This is a genomic window from Flavobacterium branchiicola (genome assembly GCF_018383905.1).
GTDB lineage: Bacteria > Bacteroidota > Bacteroidia > Flavobacteriales > Flavobacteriaceae > Flavobacterium > Flavobacterium branchiicola.
In genome coordinates this window covers 344,166-363,881 of sequence record NZ_JAGYWA010000003.1, presented here as the reverse complement: position 1 = coordinate 363,881, position 19,716 = coordinate 344,166, and the positions used below count along the sequence as shown (strand labels likewise).

Sequence of the window (19,716 nt, the reverse complement as noted above, 5' to 3'; positions counted from 1 at the left end):
AAAAGCGCTATATATCGCTAAACAAATTTAGATTAGTGAGATTTCGCCAATTCATTTATCTCCTTTTTTCGTTAATTGGAAATTCTTTTGAAAATTCAATTTTAAGAATAGTTCCGTTATTATTCTCCATAGAAAAAGTGGCATCCAAATCGTCACTTAATCCTTTAATAAGACTCAAACCGAAGGAGTTGATTTTTTTGGCACTGATATCAGTATCAAAACCAATTCCATTATCAGCAATTGTCAGCAGATATTTATTTTCAGTAGTGGCTTCAAGCGTGACATAAATCATTCCGCTTCTGTCTTCCGGAAAAGCATATTTAATTGAATTTGTAATGGATTCATTTAAAATAAGTCCAAGCGGAACTGCCTGAGCAACGTCTAGCTCTAACGGATCAATTTTTAATTCAAATCGAACTCTTTGTCCAAGCGAAAAAGATTCTCTTAAATATTCGACCAGTTCTTTGATGTAATTGGGCATATTGATGGTCGAAATATTCTCTGAATTGTATAATTTCTGGTGAATTAAAGACATAGAATGTATACGATTCTGACTGTTTTTAATCGCAGATAATGCCATGTCATTTTCAAGATAGGCTGACTGGGAATTTAAAAGACTGATAACTGTTTGAAGATTATTTTTTACACGATGATGAATCTCTTTTAAAAGCCATTCTTTTTCATCAAGTAAATGATTCAGATTGATGTTTTTCTGATTGATTTCTTTTTCCTTAAGTTCTAATTCGGCATTATTGCGTTGTTTTAATCTGTATCGGTTGTATAATAATGCAATGAGCAGAACCAACAAAACCAGACTCCAGATTGATAAGGTATTCAACAGTTTTGATTTTTTTAAGGCACTTTCCTGTAAATCAGTTTCTTTATCTAGTAGTTTGATTTTTTGTTCTTTATTTGCTGTTTCGTATTGAATTTTAAGCTCTTCGATCTGTTTGTTTTTTGCATAATCTATAAGAGAATCATTTAGCTTTTTGTACAATTTGTGATGTTCTAGAGCCGATTTAAAGTCACCGTTGAGCGAGTCTATTTTGTATAATGAAACCTGAAGTGCCTGTGAATCGTATTTTTTATTGTATTTTTTTGAAAGTGCATCGATTTTATCTGCATAAAGTTTTGTCTTTTGAAGATTATTTCGATCGCTGTAAAACAATGCAATAGAAGAGTAGGTATTACAAACGTCACGGTAGATCTGCGGGGTATCTAAAGCATCTGCAGCATTTCCTGCTTTTACAAAATATTTTTCGGCATTGCCGTAATTTTTTAATCTCCAGTAGCAATTTCCGTAAGCAAAATTAATCAGCATTTCATCTAATTTGTTCGAAGGAGAATATTTACTTGTTACAGTATTCAAATAAGCAATAGCTTCCTTGTTTTTTCCTTTCAGGGATAATGCCGCGGTAGCTGTTATAAAACTTTTGTACCAACTGCCGCTATTGTAGATATCCTGTCCGTATTTTATACTTTTTTCAGCCATTTTTGTAGCTTCATTATAATGTCCCATTTGCAGGTAAACTAATCCCAGACGCATATAAAAAATATCAGCAAAGGTGAAGTCCTTTGTCTTTTCCATGGTGGTGACACTTTTAAGGGCATAGTAAAATGCACTTTTCACATTGTACTGAACACCTTCTATATATGAAATTGTAGTTTCTCCATATTGCTGTTGTCTAAAGCCGATTTTTCGCATAGCCGCAATATTCTGATACAATATTTTCTTAGCATCGTTAATTTTTCCATGCCAGAAATAGATCGTGCAGATTTTCATTTTTACTTCGATCTTTTTTTCTTCATTTCCGAGAGCAGTGTACAAAGATTCCGCTTCTTTCAGGATTTTTTCTTTTTCAGGATCCAGGTCGTATTGATAAGATGCCTGATTAAGCAAAGCATAGGCAAGTGCTGCTTTGTCATTTTGTTTTCTGCATTCTGAAACAACCTGTGCAAAGCATTTTTTACTTTCGGGATAATTATTAATCTGGAAATAAAATTTCCCCAAAAGCATTAGGCTTTCATGCTGCCATTTTGTTATTTTTAACTGATTGCTAATTTTTATCGCTTCTGTGATGTACAGATTAGCATTTTGTAAATCATCTGGTTTTGCATACGATTTAAATAAATAAAAGTTTCCTAATTGCAAGGCCAACTTTATCTTGTTTTCGCCATTTGATCGGGCAAAAAGTTGCTTTGCAGCAGTGATATTTCCTTTCTCAATCAGATCATTTCCTATTAAGTAAGAACCGTCATTAAAACCTTCATCATAGGCTAAAGAAACGGGTAGTTTATACGCTTTACATGTTATAACTACAGAACTGTCGGCATCAATTTGTCCTTGGTTAGAATTGTATAAATAGGCAGAACAAGTTTGTATCAGTAATCGTTTCTTTTTTAAATCGTAATTTTCTGTAGGTGAAGGATTTTGGGCTCCTGCATGGAATATAATCGCGAATAACAGACAAAAAGAGTAAAATAGTTTCATAGTTGATTCTGAATTAAATTTTAATAGGTTTTGGAGGAACAAATATAGAGACAAACAATTTTTTAATTGTTAGAAAATTATATGAAAATTAATATTAAATGTGATTTTTATTTGGCTAAATTTGAAAAACGCTTAATTTAATTATGATAATTAACTATTTTTGTATCAATAAATTAAACGCAATATAAGGTAAAATTTCCTCACTTATGAAAAAGTCAGCCGATAACGGATATGAAGCAGTTTCTTCAGGATTAAAAAAAAGAATTTTAATTGTGGAAGATCAATTTATTGAAGCGCATGATTTGCAGTTAATTCTTGAGAAAGCAAATTATGAGGTTACAGGAATTACGCGTTCTGTTGAGCAGGCTTTGGAACAAATTGAAATTGAAAAACCGGATTTGGTTTTCCTGGATATTATGCTGAAAGGTTCCAGAAACGGAATTGAACTGGCGCATTATCTTAAGGAAATGTATATTGGATTTATATTTATTTCGGCCAATTCAAGCAAAAGTATTTTAGATCAGGCAAAGACCACGCATCCATACGGATTTATAGTCAAACCGTTTCGGGATCAGGATGTTTTAACGACGCTTGAAATCGCTTTTTATCGTCAGGAATACAGTTTAGAATCTCAGCTCATGCAGCAATTTCAGCTTCAGAAAGGGATTGCAGATATAAAGAATTCTAATTTAAAAAAAGAAGATGCGTTGCTCGCTTTTGGAAAAGTAATTCAGACGTTTGTTCCTTTTGATTATCTGGAGGTAGGTTTTGCAACGACCACACACTATGATAAGCTGGGAATTATTCGAAAAAAATTAGACGAATATCAAATTATTGATTCACGGAAACTTGCTCAGATTGCTACGGTAACTGTTAATGAAATAGACGAAACGTACAGAAAATCAAAAATAGATCAGCAGCCCATTATTTACAGCGAAGAAGCATTGATAAATAATTTGCAGGATGCACCAATAAAAGCTTTAATAGCACACAATTTTGGTATAAAATCATATTTGGTTTTTCCAGTAACTATAGCAACTGTTCAGCACTATCATTTTACTTTTTACAGCCGGAATTTAAATATTTATTCGCAGGAAAATTTAAATCTTTTAAACGCTCTCGAGAATGTTTTTTCTCAGTTTATTAGTAAAATTTATTCGGAACAAACTTTAAGTATTGTTCCTCCAAAAACAGAATCAAAATTGATTCAGCCGGAAGTTGGTACAGAAGGTTTTGAAGGAATTATAGGGAATAGCTCGCAGATGATTTCGGTTTTTAATTATATTCGAAAAGTAGCTCCTTCAGACACATCGGTTTTGGTTTTAGGAGAAAGCGGTACAGGAAAAGAAAAAATAGCCCAGAGTATTCACGCTTTGTCACCGAGAAAAGATAAACCATTGGTGATTATTAATTGTGGTGCAATTCCTGAAAATCTGGCCGAATCATTGCTTTTTGGCCATGAAAAAGGTTCGTTTACAGGAGCTTTGGACAAACGTATTGGCAAGTTTGAAATGGCTGACGGAGGTACTATTTTTCTGGATGAAGTAGGTGAGATGTCCTTAGAACTTCAGGTGAAGTTGTTGCGTGTTTTGCAGGAAAGAGAAATTGAACGAATTGGTAATACTTCGCCAATGAAAATAGATGTTAGAATTATTGCAGCAACCAATAAAAATCTGGAAGAAGAAGTAGCAGCCGGAAGATTCAGAATGGATTTGTATTATCGTTTGCATGTTTTTCCGATTACGGTTCCGCCATTAAAAAAACGAAAAGAAGATATTCCCGATTTAGCACATCATTTTATAAAGGTGTACAGTGAAAAAATCGGCAGAAAACCACTTATTCTTTCTGATTTTGCTTTGCAGCAGATCATGGATTACAATTGGCCCGGAAATATCAGAGAACTGGAACATGTAATGCAACGCGCAATTTTACTTACAGAAGGTAACACCATCAAAGAAATTGAACTTTCTACGTCTTCAAAAATGCATCCTGAACAAGTTACAGAGTCATTTTCGATTAAAACAATATTAGAAAATGAAAGGGATTATATTCTTTATATTCTGAAAAAATGCAACGGGAAAATTTCGGGAGCGGGCGGTGCTGCAGAAATATTAGATATTCACCCTTCGACATTAAATTCTAAAATTAAAAAGCTGGAAATAAAAAGAGAAATCAGCTAGGTAATTTTTGCCAGGCAATCTGCAATAAAAACGGCAATATTCTGCCAGTTTTCCTGTACTATAACAAGATGATTGTTGTCTTTAAATTCTTTATAACAAGTTATAGAATGGATGTTTCTGTACTTTTTATAATTTAAATAATGGAGTGAAGACGAAGTAAACGTATCTCCAGATCCGGATATAAATAAAAGTGGATTATGTTTCTTTTTGAAATTGATTTTTGCTGCTTTAGAAAAAATATCCCGCAATACTAGTTTTGATTCCGGAATCGCAAATTTCTCGTAACTGTTTTTTTGTTCCTCAAAAGGCATTTGGTTTACAAAATTATTCTGCCATTCTTGAAAAGAGATTAAAAACGCCTTTTTTGCAGAGGTAAAAAAGCCTAACGGTTTCCATATTGCTTTAAAAAAGGAAAAATTTATAATACCTTTTGGCGGAATCGAATTTATACAAATTCCCGCTGAACCTAATTCTTTCTGAATCAGTAATTGGGTCAATAGACCTCCGTACGAATGTCCGATTAAGATGGGTTTTTCGGGTAGTTTTTCTATAATTTCAGTATAATAGTCCAGTAAACTTTCCAGATTTATTAATGCAATTTTTGAGTTTGGGTGCTCTTTTCTTAAAATCTCAGCAGATTCATTTTTGTGCGGCCAGGGTGGTGCAACAGTTTTATAACCTTTATTCTCAAAAAAATCTTTCCATTCTTCCCAGCAGGAATGACTCACAAATGCTCCCGTAATAAACATAATCGTCTTTTGCTTAGTTAGATACATAATGTTTTAGTTTAAGATTATTGATAAGAAATTCCGAAGTATTTTGCTCATTGAATCTTAATTGTAAAAACAAAACAAATGCCTTTTTTGTAAAGTATTGATTATAAAAGCTTTTTGATGAAAGAAGAAATACAAATTATTATATATCGTTAAAAAGAAGTTTCAATTATTGAAATATCATAATTTAGATGAGAAACTGGTATTGCAACTCAATTAAGCAAAATTTTTATTAAAAAAGAGAAGGAGGCTTTAACCTCCTTTTTATGAATAGATATATTATAATGCAATTTTTACTTTAAACTAATTTCGCTCAATTCGATTGAAACTAAAATTGGTTCCGGTAAAAGTGGTGTATTATCTTCCAGGCGAACGTAAACTTTTCTGCTGGTTGCAATTTTAATTCCCTGAACATCTATATAATCAGACAAATAATGTGCAGCAGTTGAGTTTCCTAATATATCTGCACTATAGTCATGACGTTTTATGAGTCCATCCTTGTCGATATAAAAGGTCTGGATTTTACTATGTGTGGCAATTTCGGGAGGAAATTCAACCTGTAATCTTCTAAATGTTTCTCCGTTTTCTTCCCAAGGCTCTAATTCTGTTACCTTATATTTTGGGTTTGCAAAAATGAAAGGAGCATTAAAATAAGTCCACATTGCATAACCCGCAAAATACGCCACTTCTAATTTTGACCATGGTGTATCTCTGTCGTGTCCTGAAAATGATGCTCTTGGATTTAAAAGTTCTTCGATTGTTTCGCCTTTTTCATTTTCAATTGCAATTCGGTCAGGCACAAAAGAAGTATGCCAGTTTTTCTTGATAAAAGGATAATGTGTTGTAAATTCTTTTTTGGTATTTGAAGTAATATATATATCGTCAAGAATACCAGCTTGCTGTTTCATTGGCCACAGAACGCCTCCGGTATTAAGTTTTGCCGTAATACTTTCAAATTTGTTCCAGGTTTCAATTCCGCCGTGAGCGTTAATTGTAAATTCTAATAAATTGTTCATGTTGTTGTATTTTTTAATTAAGCCACTTATTATTCGTAGGTTAAAAATTAGTTTTTATGTTGTATTCTGGGGTCTTCGTTTTTGTCCAGATATTCTAATCCGAGCGGACCAAATGCAGAAACCTGAGAAATATATTCCCCGGATTTTGCGAGATGAAAATGAGGTGTATTTCCGGGTAAAACAATTACAGATCCTGGCGCATATGCTTTTAATTTAGTTTCATCAAATTGTTCTCCAATCCCGATATAAAACACACCAGAGATCACGGTATAAATTCGGTCTTCCGGATGTTTGTGTGGCATTATTTTTTCGCCATTTGGCACTTTAACTCTCACAACAAACGGTTCCGGTTTAGCTGGATTACCGACTAAGATTGCGAGTTTTACTTTTTCAGGAAATGCAGGAAAAGATTTCCAGACAATAGTTTCAGCGTTTATAGAATTAAATTCTTTAGTGCTGATTCCCTGCGCGATACTGTTTTGAGAATACCCAATAATAAAAGACAGGATCAAAAAACTTTTAAAAAATACAGAAGGTTTCATAAGCGTTTTTATTAAAAAAAAGATTTGATACAGCTGTTTAGCTATACCAAATCTTTTGTGATGGATTATTTAATCTTTGCTAAAATTTTAGAAGCAACTTGCTCTGATGATTGCGGATTTTGACCAGTGATCAATAGCCCGTCCTCTAGCACGTAGGATGACCAGTCTGCACCTTTAGAATAGACACCGCCATGTTCTTTCAATTTATCTTCTAAAGAAAAAGGAACCACTTTTGTTAATTCAACAGCAGCTTCTTCTGTATTACTAAAAGCAGTTAATTTTTTTCCTGCAATAAAATAGTTTCCGTTTTTGTCTTTAACATTTACTAAAGCGGCTGGTGCGTGACACACAAAAGCAACAGGTTTGTTATTATTGTAAAAACTTTGGATGATTTTAATTGAGTTTTTATCATTTGGCAAATCCCACATTGGACCATGTCCGCCTGGATAAAAAACGGCTTTAAAATCTTGTTCTTTTACAGCTGATAATTTAACGGTTGTACTTAATGCTTTTTGAGCGCTTTTATCTGCATAATAACGTTTAGTTGACGGAGTCTGAAAAGAGGGGTCGTTACTTTTTGGGTCAATAGGAGCTTGTCCGCCTTTTGGAGTTGCAATTACCACTTCAATTCCTTTGTCTAAAAAGTAATAATACGGTGTTGCAAATTCTTCAATCCATGAACCTGTTGGTTTTCCGGTATCTCCCAATTTATCATTAGAAGTTAAAACAAATAAGATTTTTGTTTTCTTATTCTCTTGTGCCAAAGCACTTAATACTGCAAATAATGCAATTACGGCTGATTTAAATATATTTTTCATTTTGTTTTTATTTAAGATTATGCTGCTTAAGCAATTTTAGCAGTTACGTTAATAGTAAGATCAAAGTCGTTGTAGATAAGAGTATCACCAAGATCTTTAAAGAAGTTTCCAGAACGGAATTTAATATTGTATTTAGTTCTGTCAATTACGATTTTACCCGCAAGTGTTGCGCTGTCTGCAGTTGTAGTGATTGCTGCATCAAATGCAACTTCATTTGTAATACCTTTTATCGTAAGATTTCCTTGTACATGGGCAATTTCAGCGATGTTTGATGTTGCTGAAGTGATTACAAATAAAGCTTCAGGATATTCCGCTGAATTAAAAAAATCATCAGATGCTAAGTGACCGGCGAATTGTGCATTCGTAGCGGGATCTGTTACGTCAAGAATTTTAATTGAAGTAGTATCGATAACTACTTTTCCTGATGAAAGTTGACCTTGATTAAAAACTAATTCACCTTCTTTAATATCTATAGTTCCGTTATGAGAACCAGTTACTTTTCTGCCAATCCAGTCAATCTTGCTTTTGGCACTTTCTAATTTAAATTGTTGTGTTTCCATTTTTATGTTTTTAAATAATTAATTCGTTTTAATTATGATGCAAATTTCAGCAGAAGCCGTAAATACACTACGTGACCTAGATCACATTCAAAAAACGGAAAGCAGAAGTACCTTTGACCTTACAATGCAAAAGGATTTTTTAATGATGTTAATTTGTTGAATTTCAAAATCATATTGCTAAGTGTAGTACACAAACTAAATACTATTTAAAATGAAAAATAAAGTAGAAAACGATATTCAAAGTGCCTTAAAAGCACATAAAGGATATTCTCAGGTATTTCAGCAAGACAAGCTAACTTTTGGTTTTATAGCACCTATAGCGGGATATCCAAATGGCCCGATTCCGAATATGAATATTTTTGAAAAAGTAGTGCGTCAGGCAGATGAGAGTGGAGTAGATGTAATCTGGCTACGAGATGTTCCGTTTTTAGATCCTAGTTTTGGCGATGCCGGACAAGTTTACGACCCGATGGTTTATGGCGGATTACTGGCTGGAATGACAAAACGTATCGCCATTGGGACAGCCGGTATTGTATTGCCATTGCGCGATCCTGTTATAGTAACGAAACAAGCCGCGACATTAGATCAATTATCAGGCGGACGTTTTATATTAGGACTTTCCTCTGGTGACCGCAGCAGCGAATATCCGGCTTTTGGAAGTAATTACGATAACAGAGCAGAACGCTACCGTGAAGCCACGGGAATTATTAAAAAGCTCACAGAAGAAAGTTTCCCTAGTTTTAATACAGAATTCTATGGACAGTTTAACGGATCAATAGATCTTATTCCAAAACCTTTAGGACATCATATACCTACAATTGCAATAGGCAGAGCGGGGCAAAGTCTGGAATGGATTGGCGAAAATATGGACGGATGGATTTGGCACGGCGAACCGGCAAGACATGTTGCTTTGAGAAGAAAACACTGGAATGAAGCGACAAACGGAATTGATAAGCCTTATGGTTATGCCCATTTCTTTGATCTTTCTGAAAATCCTGAAGAGGCTTTATCTTTTGGCCCAAATTATATTGGTGGCGGACGAAAAGCGTTAATTGATTTTTGGGCGCAGCAACAGCAGGCTGGATTATCTCACGCAGTGCTTAATCCTAAGCCAACACTTCGTCCTGCAGATGAAATGATTCAGGAATTTGGGGAATATATAATTCCGCAGTTTAGATAAGATATTTAAAATAAAAAAGTGTAAAAAAGAAATCCGTCAATAATTATTGACGGATTTCTTTTTTAATATACTTATTGGATTAAAATAGAATTTCACCAACAGTAAGTTCGAGACAACATGCCGAAACTACAATTAAGGCAATTACAATACAGAATACAGTTTTCATAATCTTCGTTTTTATATAATTAATTAAAGTTTGTTTTTGATGCTGAAGTTATTGCACCGGTGAGTTCATTTTGTGTAAACGCAATCAATTCGTAACCCGATGCATTAAAATTTTCAGGTTTAGAGATGCTAAGATTATTCTCTTTTTTATCTAAGGCAAAACGGGTAATATCATTTACAATCTGAACATGTTGTAACTTTCTTCCTTTGTTTTCACCACGCTCAACTTGAGAAATAGCATTTTTTTGTATTAAGGCGACTATCAGTTTTGTGTCTTTAGCCAGATAATTTGTCTTATATGAAACATTTATTGATTGCTGTTTTACTTCTGCTTTAATTTCTAATGCAGAAGTAAACATGGTCTGAAGTCCATCAGATACCAAATTATAAAGTTCGTTCTCATTACTGCCGGGAAATTCTGACGTGCCGTTTACAACAAATTGTGGCGTATAAATAGTTTGCAAATTTAGCCATTCCTTATATTGTTGCTGGCGAGCGGTAAATGCAGGATTACTAAATTTATCTTTCCATCCCATTCTGTCCCAGTAATCTACATGGTAAACTAATAGATAGACTTGCTTTCCCGAAGTATCGTTTTTTAATTGGGCAATAAGTTCATCAGCCGGAGGACAGCTGGAACAACCTTCCGAAGTAAAGAGTTCGACTACAGCAAAACCGTTTGCATCTGATGTTTTAATTGTAGAATGTCCGCTACGATTTTCATCTTCATTAGGAAAAAGACTAAGAAAAGGTACAAGACAAAGCAGTACTATAGCGAGGATAATTTGAGTTCTTTTTTTCATGGTAATTCATCTTTAATTTTTAAGAATAAAACAAATTTAGAATCGTATTGTCTTTAGAAAAAGAAGAATTACGGCAGTTGGACAGAATGGATATTGAAACAGACAATTGGAAGAATGAAAAATGGGTATTAAAATGATCTTGTCGAAAAAGTGCTTTCTTTCAACGTAATTATTGTTACATCCGGATAAAAAATTGACTTATGTGCTTACAATTTATACTTTTGCCTTTATGAATGACAATTTTATAAATGAGTATTTCGGGATAGGAATACAAAATGGTAAAACGCCTGAAAACTTGGGTGTTTTGTGGCGATCTGCACAAAATTTGGGGGCAACTTTCATATTTACTATAGGTAATCGTTATGCTAAACAAGCCAGTGATACTCACGATGCGGTAAAATCAATTCCTTATTTTCATTATGATACTTTTGAAGCTTTTTTTGAGAACTTACCCAAAGGAGCTCGATTGGTTGGTGTTGAATTAGATGAGAAAGCTACCGATTTAGAAACCTTTGAACATCCAAGACGCTGTGTTTATTTATTGGGAGCAGAAGATCATGGCTTATCCAGAAAAGTGATGGATAAATGCCATCATTTAGTAAAATTTAAATCAGTAAAAAGTTTAAATGTGGCAGTGGCAGGAACTATTATTATGTACGATAGAAATTTGTCTAAGTCACGATCTTAACGTAAGTAAAACAAAAAACGAGTAAAAAAGTTTATGAAAACTTTGGCTTGTAATGCAATTGTACCAAACCGGTGTCAAATGTTTTTACTGATAGTAATTCAAGAATTTGTTCAGGTCTTACGTTATTAAAAAGGCTGGTACCGCTACCTAGTAAAATAGGGATAACAGAAATTATTAATTCGTGGCAATGCTTTATTTTATGATACTTGAGATGCATTTTTCTATAATTTTACTAGCAAAATTACTTTGTCATATTGCACTGAAGCGTTTAGTGACTAAACTATGACGTAATTTGAAATCTGCCAAATTAGGAAAAGAGGGTAAACAACAGCTAAGGTATGGTTTAAATTAAAATGCCAAGTATTTAAATTTAAATACTTGGCATTTTGTTCTGAATAAAACTTTCATTTTTAGAATCTCATTGTTATGAAATTACTGGATCCCTTACATAAAGTAAAAGTTATTATCTTGTTGAATTTTAATATATAAGTGTTTTATTTTATGTTTTGTATACAAGCAGATTTACCATTCACCATTATATCCACCAGCCCTAAATTTTCATTAAAAGTTGTTCTTACATAACTTCCTTTAATAAGAACTACAGCACCGTAGATTTTTCCACTTTTTTCCGATACAAAATTAAAAACCACTCTTTTGTTATCAGGGCTAATACTCAGCTCATAACTTGTAAATTCAGTGTTTTTTATTGCAAATTCCTGTTTAGTGTCTATGATCTTTTCACCAACATAAAAATTGACAACCTTATCACTTAAGCTTATATCCGGATAATATTCATTAACTTTTTTTAGCAATTCATATTGAGCCGGAGTTGCATTCTCACTTTTAGAGGTGATATTTTGTGAAAATGAAGCAATCGAAAACATAAAACCCAGAATTAAAATGTACTTTTTCATAATGTTGATTTTTAAATTTTTTTAAAAGATAGGTTTAGATTATGAAGCAATTTACAAATAATTTTTCACATATATTTGTTATACAGTTGTTTATGTTTTGCGTACTGATGTTATAAATGCTGTCCCATAGCGTTTCTATTGGCTGTCTGCTATACTTTGACAAGTGTATATTGCCGAATAAATACAAAACTATTTTTTTTTGAGTTTATTAACTATGGAGAGCATCAATTTATTTTGAGTAAACAAAAAATCATAGCGTTTTTGTTTTTTATGCGTGCAGAGCAAAAGAATGTTTACAGTTCAAAAAATAACTTTATATTTGTGCTTCAAATCAGGCAAATGAAAAATTTAATTAACATCGTTTCTATTATTATCATTATTATCATTGGATAGTGGTGAAGGGATGTTATATAGATAAATAAAATATAATTTAAAAAGCTTCCCCTTAAAACGGGAAGCTTTTTTTGTTTACACCAAATATGAAAAAAGCAGTTCAACATAACATTATTATTTCTATTATCATTATTCGTATCACATGACGAGTCAGGAATATATTGTCTAATTCAAAAAAGCCTTTCTCAGTACAATGTGAAAGGCTTTTTTATTTCTTTTAAAAAAAACACCAATAAAAAATGCACCATGAAAAATGAATTTACCCTGACTATTTATTCAGAAGACCAGTTAAGATTAATTAATAAACTAAGCGCTATGTTTTTAAGAAAACAAGTTCAGATTGTAAGCCTTAATATGTCTGTATGTGAAATGGATAAAATTTACAGACACACCATTGTTGTCAACGAAACGCTGGATGTGGTTGTAAATTTGGCTGCGCAGATAGAGAAAGTGATAGAGGTTTTTAGATGTTTTTACCATTTGAACGAAGAACTTGTTTGTAGACAGGTGGCATTGTTTAAAATTCCGACAGCTGTATTTTTGACCGGTTCTTTGGATTTTTTGTTACGAAAAAACGATCTTAAAATTTCAGAGATTCAACAGGAGTATGTGATATTACAGGCCACGGCAACAGCTGATGAACTGGAAGCTTTAACTGAAAAATTAAATCCATTGGGGCTGATCGAATTTGTAAGGAGTTCTGGTATTGCAATGGTAAAATCCGGCGGAGGATTTGTTGCGGAAATTTAGGAAAAGAGATGTTTTCTTATTTTTATTCCCTTTTTTTCTTGTTGAAAGTTGACAAAGAGCTGAAATATCCGGATAAAGGAAGTTTTAATCCTGATGTAGATAAGACGATATTTTAAACAGAATCAGCCCATTGTTTTGCAATGCGCTGATTTATTATAAATGTAAACGTTATTTTATATTATTCATTTGACGGTTTTCCAATCGTAGCCAGAATTCCTCCGTCAACATAAAGAATGTGCCCGTTTACGAAATTGCTTGCTTTTGAAGACAAAAAGATGGCAGCACCTTGTAAATCTTCGGGATCTCCCCAACGGTTTGCGGGTGTTCTGCTGATAATAAAATCATTAAACGGATGTCCGTCTACGCGGATGGGAGCTGTTTGGCTTGTTGCAAAATAGCCAGGCCCAATTCCGTTGGTTTGAATATTGAATTTAGCCCATTCTGTAGCCATATTTTTGGTTAGCATTTTCAAACCGCCTTTTGCAGCTGCGTAAGCACTTACAGAGTCTCTGCCTAGTTCGCTCATCATCGAACAGATATTGATGATTTTTCCTCCACCACGTTCAATCATTCCTTTTGCTACATTTTTTGAAACTATGAACGGACTGATTAAATCTACGTTGATTACTTGCGCAAAATCTTTAACTTCCATTTCGATAATGGGAGTTCTTCTTATAATTCCGGCATTATTAATCAAAATATCGATTGGTGCGACTTCGGCTTCGATTTTATTGATTGCGACGATTACGGCTTCTTCATCGGTTACATCAAATAAATAGCCATACGCTTCAATTCCTTCAGATTTATATTCTTCGATAGCTTTATTCAAAGCCTCTTGTGAAAGATCGTTTACCACAATTTTTGCACCCGCATGTCCAAGTCCCATCGCCATTGCCATTCCTAATCCGTGAACTCCTCCCGTAATTAAAGCTGTTTTTCCAGTTAAATCAAATAAGTTAATTGACATTTTTTTGTTTTTTAGTTAATAGTATTCTTCGTTTTTGTTTTAGTTATTTTATGCTAATGCCAAGCGGGTTTTTAAGTTCTTCATTAAATTGATTTAAATAATCAAACCATTGTTTTGAAGTCGTAATTTTTCCTGCTTTGTCCCAAGCTGCACCAGCATAATAAACAATTGGTTCGTTCGTTTTTACACTAGTTTTAGCTAATAATTGTTCTTTATTAACCGACATGCTTTCAGCCGGAATAGTAAATATGGAACCCACAGCTGTTGTACCATCTTTATCAAAAGTAGGTTCCCAATAGCCCAAAATTCCTTGCTGTTCGTTTAGTGAAATCACCCCCGGTTTATCTCTTCGAATAATACCCACAACAACCGGTAAAGGCTTACTGTCATTAAAAGTGTATACATTTTCAATACGATTTAGTTGAGAACCCGCATCAATAGAAATCGTCTTGATAGCCTGAACTTTAATTCCGCCCGCATTCCAGCTGTCATAAATTAATTGAAAAGTAGTACGAAGCGGACCATTATCTAAGATTTTCCATTGATGGTAATTACCCGAATAACGAATCGTATCTTTTATAAAAGGAGCCATATTTCCAGCACCTAAAGTATATCCAACATGATAATAATCTAGTCCGTCGCCGTGATCGATATGGTAATCGTTGCGTTTGTAACGGTCATTCAGAACAAGTTTAGAAGTGCTTTTAACCCAAACATCAAAACCATAAGCATCGCCATCTGTTTTCTCTAAAGCTTTGCCATACGCACGAAAAGCAATTTTATCATTTTCCCAGGCAAAATCATCTAATCTTTCAGGAACAAATCGGGCATAAGTTTTGGAGGCAAATTTTTCTGGTTTTCCTTTTTGAATGAAAAGCTGCAGCGAACTTTTGGCTTTAAGATCTATTTGAACCAATAAATTTTGAATAGCAGATTGGCCCCGATGTTCCAATTGAAACGGAATCTGCTTTTTTGTTCGACTATTAATAACCACAAAATTGGCTGTGTCAATCTGCGGATAGGAGCGCAGTATATTTTCCCATTTTATGGCCGTAACAGCTTCTTTTCTATTAATTGTAGCATTGTTTGTAATGGTAATAGTTGTTTTGTTTTGCGCATTAATATTTGCTGGCAAAACAGCAAGCATTAAAAAGAAAAAGTGTAAAAATTTCATGAGATTTATTTTGATAATTTTATGAATAAATACTTTGAGTTAAGACATAGTTTGGGCTTTCCGAATACAAAATGATATTTTCGGACAGGATTTATAATTCTTAAAAATTGATTTTAAAAAGTTAAGAAGAAGAGAATGTTTTTTGCATTAGTAAAATAGTTATGTTGTAGTTAGTTTTCTTTTGTATTTTCCAATCGAGCCAAATATTCGCTTGGCATGCATCCGTAATGTTGTTTAAAGGCGGTCGAGAAATAAGAAGGCGAGTTAAAACCGCACATATACGTAATTTGCGCGATCGTATAACGCTTGCTCTGCATTAATTCGACAGCTTTCTTGAAACGGATTCTCTTTATAAAATCCATTGCAGATTCGCCTGTAATTGCTTTCAGTTTAATGTAAAGATTAGAACGGCTCATTCCGATTTCACGACTGAAATGATCCACAGTAAACTCAGAATCTGCCAAATGATCTTCGACAATGCGAATGGCTTCTTTTAAAAATTCTTCATCCAAAGTATTAAAAGCAATATTTTCGGGAACCATTTCTTTTCCAACAGAATAATATTCTTTTAAACGCTTACGCGAACGTAGTAAATTGGTAATTTTTGCGGCTAATAACGGTGTCGAAAATGGTTTTGTAATATAATCATCGGCACCCATTTCAAGACCTTTAATCTGTTGGCTTGTTTCGTTTCGTGCCGTTAGAAGCATAAGCGGAATATGCGAGGTATTGATGTTCTGTTTAACGCGTTTACAGAAGTGCAAGCCATCCAATTCGGGCATCATGACATCGCTGATAATTAAATCAAAAGGATTAATTTCTAATAAATCTAATGCCATTTGTCCATTAAAAGCCACTGTTACATCATAAGTTTTACTGAAATAATCCTGCAAATAGTCCAGAATTTCTTTGTTGTCATCAACAATAAGCAATTTGATTGGCTGATTGCTGTCGATTATTTCATTTTCTTCTTCAATTTCAATTTCATTCTCCAATTCATTATCGGTAACAATAGACAAATCGTATAATGATTCTTCAATCTGCGGATCATTTTTATAAACCACATCTAGAATCGGAATCGCAACGGTAAAGGTACTTCCTTGTTCTTCGGCACTTTCAGCACTAATTTCGCCATGATGTAATTCTACCAGACGTTTTGTAAAAGCCAATCCAACACCAGAGCCCAAATTCATTTCTCGGTTGTTTACCTGATAAAAACGATCAAATACTTTTGATAAATTTTCATTACTGATTCCAACCCCCGTGTCAGCGACTTTTATTTGTACCGTGTCATTTTTCTTCAATAATTCAACGTGAATGCTTTGTCCTTCTTTGGTATATTTAAAGGCATTTGAAAGCAAGTTAAACAAGATTTTTTCCATCGCATCTTTATCAAAATAAAATACAAGCTGAGGTTCTGCTGAATGAAATGTATAATGAATGTTGTTTTTTTCTGAAAGCGGTTTAAACGATTCGAAAATTTCCTGCGTAAAACGGACAATATCACTTTTGCCAACTTTTAATGGGCGTGTTCCCATTTCGGTTTTTCGAAACTCAAATAACTGATCCACCAGATTGTAAAGTCGTTTGGCATTAATAAACATTAATTCGTGTTTCTTTTTAGTGATTTTATCAGCAAAAGGCATTTTTATTAATTCTTCTAAGGGCGCTAATATCAAAGTTAAAGGCGTTCTCAATTCATGTGATACATTAGTAAAGAAATCCATTTTTATCTGGTTAATGTAGCTTACTCTTTCTTTCTCAATTCGCTCCAATTTTAACTGCTGAACGGCTTGTATTCTTTCTTTAATAATTTTAAAACCGATATAAGCTGCTGTACCAATAATAGCTAGCAATAACAGTGAAAACCAGATCGTTTTATACCAAGGCGGAAGAATTATAATAGCTAAACTTCGTACTGCGCTCATCTCGCCATTTGGCCCAACAGCTTTAATTTGAAAATTGTATTTTCCTGCAGATAAATTGCTATAGCTTACCTTTAAGTCATCGGTTCTTTGCCATTCTTTGTCAATACCTTCCAATTTATAGAAATAGTAAGTTCTGTTCGAAGAAATATAATTAAACGTATTAAAAAAGATACTGAACTGTTTGTATTCCGGACCAATTTCCAGTTCCTTAACCTGATCAATATGTTGTTCTAAAATATCGGTTTCATCGTCTACGGCAACGGTTTTATTTAAAACTTCCAAAGCTGTAAAACTTAATTTTAAAGGAAGCGGACTCTGTTTAATCATTGACGGGTAGAAATAAGAAACACCTTTTATGCCACCAAAAAGCAGCATTCCGTCTTTGGCTTTGCAAAAAGAATAATCATTAAACTGTTTATTTTGTAAACCGTCGCTTTCATCAAAAGTCTGAACAGAACCTTTGTCTGGATTAAATTTGATTAATCCTGTGTTGGTAGAAATCCACAAGTTGTCCTCGTCGGGAATAATTCCGTAAATGGTTTCTTTAAAGAAATCTTTTCTGGCTTTAAAACTGATAAAAGACTCCTGTGCTTCATCATACAATCGTAAACCTTCACGCGTGCCAATCCAAATGCGGTGTTTTTGATCTTCGGTAATGCAGTTTACAATATCATCGCTTAATTTTCCGTGACCGATGTTGCCAAACAATTGTGTTTCAGGATAAAAAAGCGTTACGCCGTTTGTAGTTCCAATCCAGATTCGTTTTTTGCTGTCTTCGAATAAAAATGTAATATCATCTGATGTTGGCCTTTTTCCCGCTTTATCCAAATGAATATGAGTAAAGGTTTTGGTTTCAGGATGAAATTGATCCAGTCCAGATCTGGTTCCGACCCAGATTCGGCCTTTAGAATCTTTTAAAATACTATATACCAAATTGCCCGCAATACTATTCGGATTGTTTTCGTCGTGGCGAAAGCGCTGTGCCGAACCCGTATTCGGATTTAAAACATTCAATCCGCCGTTGTGTGTGCCGACTAAAACATTTCCGTTTCCGTCAAATTCAATGGCTTTAATGTTATTCGAACTTAAACTATTCGGATTGTTTTCATTATTAGAAAAATAACTGATCGTGTTGGCATTTTTATTCCAATAATTGAGTCCTTTATCGTTGCTGCCAATCCAGAAATTACCTTTTGGATCTTGTTTGATAACGCCAATTACTTCGTCATTTAAAGATGGTTTGCCTGAGTTCTGGCTTAAAAGATTAAACTTAATATCGTTTTTATGATAATAGTTCAGACCGCCGTAATAGGTTCCTAACCAGATTCCGTTTTGTTTGTCTCTAAAAATACAACGCACCGAATTCTGACTGATGGTATACGGCTGCGCTATTTGATGTGAATAATTGCTGAACGAATTGTTTTTGGGATTAAAGATGCTCAGCCCTTTAAAAGTGCCAAACCACAAGTTTCCTTCGGTATCTTTATTGATGCATCGAATATTATTATCGGCTATGCTGTTGTTGCCAGAATTGTGTAGGAGAGAAGTAAGTTGTCCGTTTTGGGCATCATATTGTATTACGCCTTCACCTTCTGTAGCAATCCATAATTTTTTACCTTCAATAAAAACATCATTGATATATGGTTTTTTTGAATTCAGATTAATTTTGGAAAGCTGATGCGATTTTGAATTTAATTTGAAAAGTCCAACATCTGTCCCCAATAAAATCTGTTGCTGCCAAACGCCGATATAAGCGATTTTTTTGATTTCATGCGAAGAAGCATTAAACTTTATTTGGATAAAATTTTTCTCATTTGGAGAAAGCACAAAAACATCGCCAGCAATCGAAGAAGCCCAAACGCGATGTTGAGAATCTTCTGTAATAGAAGAAATATACCATTCGCCAATATTTCGCGGAAGCGGATAATTGGTAAAACTGTCTGTATTGTAATTGTAAACGCTAATGCCTTGATTTCCGCCAACCCATAATTGTCCTTTATGGTCGGTAAAAAGACTTCGAATGTAATACGATTGCAGACTGTTTTTAGCGTCTTTAATGGGTCTGTAGACTTTAAAACCTTTACTGTCATACCGATTTAATCCGTCTTGCGTTCCAATCCAGATAAAACCCAAAGTATCTTGTTTAATGGCAAAAACAGAACTTTGTGACAAGCCTTTATCTACCGAAATCGTTCGGAAATAGCGATCTTGCACCTGCGCATAACTTTTTGTTGCAAAAAGAGTGATGTAGAAAAACGTAAAAAGGACAATCGTTTTCTTCATAAAGGTTTGAATTATAATTTGTTGTTTGGTTTTCTTTTTGTTTTAAGCGAACTTAAAGCTCTAATTTAAACAAAAAGAAAACACTTTATTT

At 33.8% G+C, this 19,716-nt stretch carries 15 protein-coding genes; 4 read left to right on the top strand and 11 right to left on the bottom strand.

Going from position 1 to position 19,716, the window contains the following annotated elements; translation table 11 throughout:
* Positions 1-55 precede the first annotated feature (55 nt).
* On the bottom strand, positions 56-2,491 hold the full coding sequence (locus KHA98_RS08555) for a sensor histidine kinase (RefSeq protein ID WP_213257199.1): 2,436 nt from the start codon (positions 2,489-2,491) through the stop codon (positions 56-58).
* A 206-nt stretch (positions 2,492-2,697) separates the two neighbouring features.
* Here KHA98_RS08555 and KHA98_RS08550 point away from each other — a divergent pair, with 206 nt between their 5' ends.
* Positions 2,698-4,671: a sigma 54-interacting response regulator gene (locus KHA98_RS08550; protein WP_213257198.1), complete on the top strand. Its 1,974-nt coding sequence runs from the start codon at positions 2,698-2,700 to the stop codon at positions 4,669-4,671.
* On the opposite strand, the gene KHA98_RS08545 is transcribed toward KHA98_RS08550, so the two are convergent.
* The 5 genes from KHA98_RS08545 to KHA98_RS08525 form a co-directional block, all read right to left on the bottom strand.
* The gene (locus KHA98_RS08545) at positions 4,668-5,447 is read right to left on the bottom strand and encodes an alpha/beta fold hydrolase (protein WP_246522233.1); all 780 of its coding nucleotides are present in this window, start codon (positions 5,445-5,447) and stop codon (positions 4,668-4,670) included. The two genes, KHA98_RS08550 and KHA98_RS08545, sit on opposite strands and share 4 nt — an antisense overlap.
* A 290-nt stretch (positions 5,448-5,737) precedes the next feature.
* Complete coding sequence (locus KHA98_RS08540) at positions 5,738-6,460, bottom strand: hypothetical protein (RefSeq protein ID WP_213257197.1); 723 nt, start codon at positions 6,458-6,460, stop codon at positions 5,738-5,740.
* A gap of 47 nt (positions 6,461-6,507) precedes the next feature.
* Positions 6,508-7,002 (bottom strand): cupin domain-containing protein, encoded by a 495-nt coding sequence (locus KHA98_RS08535; protein ID WP_213257196.1) that lies wholly within the window; start codon positions 7,000-7,002, stop codon positions 6,508-6,510.
* Between the two features lie 65 nt (positions 7,003-7,067).
* On the bottom strand, positions 7,068-7,820 hold the full coding sequence (locus KHA98_RS08530) for a type 1 glutamine amidotransferase domain-containing protein (RefSeq protein WP_213257195.1): 753 nt from the start codon (positions 7,818-7,820) through the stop codon (positions 7,068-7,070).
* 26 nt (positions 7,821-7,846) lie between these two features.
* Entirely contained in the window at positions 7,847-8,380 is a 534-nt protein-coding gene (locus tag KHA98_RS08525) for a YceI family protein (RefSeq protein ID WP_213257193.1), read from the bottom strand.
* Positions 8,381-8,591: 211 nt separating this feature from the next.
* Between KHA98_RS08525 and KHA98_RS08520 the strand changes: the two genes are divergently transcribed.
* Positions 8,592-9,560 carry an LLM class oxidoreductase gene (locus KHA98_RS08520; RefSeq protein WP_213257191.1) on the top strand — a complete coding sequence of 323 codons (969 nt, stop codon included), beginning with the start codon at positions 8,592-8,594 and terminating at the stop codon, positions 9,558-9,560.
* Between the two features lie 185 nt (positions 9,561-9,745).
* On the opposite strand, the gene KHA98_RS08515 is transcribed toward KHA98_RS08520, so the two are convergent.
* Positions 9,746-10,528: a DUF1223 domain-containing protein gene (locus tag KHA98_RS08515; protein ID WP_213257189.1), complete on the bottom strand. Its 783-nt coding sequence runs from the start codon at positions 10,526-10,528 to the stop codon at positions 9,746-9,748.
* 229 nt (positions 10,529-10,757) lie between these two features.
* Here KHA98_RS08515 and KHA98_RS08510 point away from each other — a divergent pair, with 229 nt between their 5' ends.
* Positions 10,758-11,216, top strand: coding sequence for an RNA methyltransferase (locus KHA98_RS08510; RefSeq protein ID WP_213257746.1), 459 nt, complete (start codon positions 10,758-10,760; stop codon positions 11,214-11,216).
* A 494-nt stretch (positions 11,217-11,710) separates the two neighbouring features.
* On the opposite strand, the gene KHA98_RS08505 is transcribed toward KHA98_RS08510, so the two are convergent.
* Positions 11,711-12,130 carry a hypothetical protein gene (locus KHA98_RS08505; RefSeq protein WP_213257187.1) on the bottom strand — a complete coding sequence of 140 codons (420 nt, stop codon included), beginning with the start codon at positions 12,128-12,130 and terminating at the stop codon, positions 11,711-11,713.
* Between the two features lie 639 nt (positions 12,131-12,769).
* On the opposite strand from KHA98_RS08505, the gene KHA98_RS08500 reads away from it, so the two are divergent.
* Positions 12,770-13,273, top strand: coding sequence for an acetolactate synthase small subunit (locus KHA98_RS08500; RefSeq protein WP_213257186.1), 504 nt, complete (start codon positions 12,770-12,772; stop codon positions 13,271-13,273).
* A gap of 178 nt (positions 13,274-13,451) precedes the next feature.
* On the opposite strand, the gene KHA98_RS08495 is transcribed toward KHA98_RS08500, so the two are convergent.
* The 3 genes from KHA98_RS08495 to KHA98_RS08485 form a co-directional block, all read right to left on the bottom strand.
* The gene (locus KHA98_RS08495) at positions 13,452-14,240 is read right to left on the bottom strand and encodes a gluconate 5-dehydrogenase (RefSeq protein WP_213257185.1); all 789 of its coding nucleotides are present in this window, start codon (positions 14,238-14,240) and stop codon (positions 13,452-13,454) included.
* Positions 14,241-14,283: 43 nt separating this feature from the next.
* Entirely contained in the window at positions 14,284-15,414 is a 1,131-nt protein-coding gene (locus tag KHA98_RS08490; protein WP_213257184.1) for a DUF4861 family protein, read from the bottom strand.
* 170 nt (positions 15,415-15,584) lie between these two features.
* Entirely contained in the window at positions 15,585-19,625 is a 4,041-nt protein-coding gene (locus KHA98_RS08485; protein ID WP_213257183.1) for a hybrid sensor histidine kinase/response regulator transcription factor, read from the bottom strand.
* Between the last annotated feature and the right edge of the window lie 91 nt (positions 19,626-19,716).

Excerpts from the sequence above, each read along its gene's own strand:
- KHA98_RS08555 (WP_213257199.1), bottom strand. The coding sequence starts at position 2,491 with ATGAAACTATTTTACTCTTTTTGTCTGTTATTCGCGATTATATTCCAT.
- KHA98_RS08550 (WP_213257198.1), top strand. The coding sequence starts at position 2,698 with ATGAAAAAGTCAGCCGATAACGGATATGAAGCAGTTTCTTCAGGATTA.
- KHA98_RS08545 (WP_246522233.1), bottom strand. The coding sequence starts at position 5,447 with ATGTATCTAACTAAGCAAAAGACGATTATGTTTATTACGGGAGCATTT.
- KHA98_RS08540 (WP_213257197.1), bottom strand. The coding sequence starts at position 6,460 with ATGAACAATTTATTAGAATTTACAATTAACGCTCACGGCGGAATTGAA.
- KHA98_RS08535 (WP_213257196.1), bottom strand. The coding sequence starts at position 7,002 with ATGAAACCTTCTGTATTTTTTAAAAGTTTTTTGATCCTGTCTTTTATT.
- KHA98_RS08530 (WP_213257195.1), bottom strand. The coding sequence starts at position 7,820 with ATGAAAAATATATTTAAATCAGCCGTAATTGCATTATTTGCAGTATTA.
- KHA98_RS08525 (WP_213257193.1), bottom strand. The coding sequence starts at position 8,380 with ATGGAAACACAACAATTTAAATTAGAAAGTGCCAAAAGCAAGATTGAC.
- KHA98_RS08520 (WP_213257191.1), top strand. The coding sequence starts at position 8,592 with ATGAAAAATAAAGTAGAAAACGATATTCAAAGTGCCTTAAAAGCACAT.
- KHA98_RS08515 (WP_213257189.1), bottom strand. The coding sequence starts at position 10,528 with ATGAAAAAAAGAACTCAAATTATCCTCGCTATAGTACTGCTTTGTCTT.
- KHA98_RS08510 (WP_213257746.1), top strand. The coding sequence starts at position 10,758 with ATGAATGACAATTTTATAAATGAGTATTTCGGGATAGGAATACAAAAT.
- KHA98_RS08505 (WP_213257187.1), bottom strand. The coding sequence starts at position 12,130 with ATGAAAAAGTACATTTTAATTCTGGGTTTTATGTTTTCGATTGCTTCA.
- KHA98_RS08500 (WP_213257186.1), top strand. The coding sequence starts at position 12,770 with ATGAAAAATGAATTTACCCTGACTATTTATTCAGAAGACCAGTTAAGA.
- KHA98_RS08495 (WP_213257185.1), bottom strand. The coding sequence starts at position 14,240 with ATGTCAATTAACTTATTTGATTTAACTGGAAAAACAGCTTTAATTACG.
- KHA98_RS08490 (WP_213257184.1), bottom strand. The coding sequence starts at position 15,414 with ATGAAATTTTTACACTTTTTCTTTTTAATGCTTGCTGTTTTGCCAGCA.
- KHA98_RS08485 (WP_213257183.1), bottom strand. The coding sequence starts at position 19,625 with ATGAAGAAAACGATTGTCCTTTTTACGTTTTTCTACATCACTCTTTTT.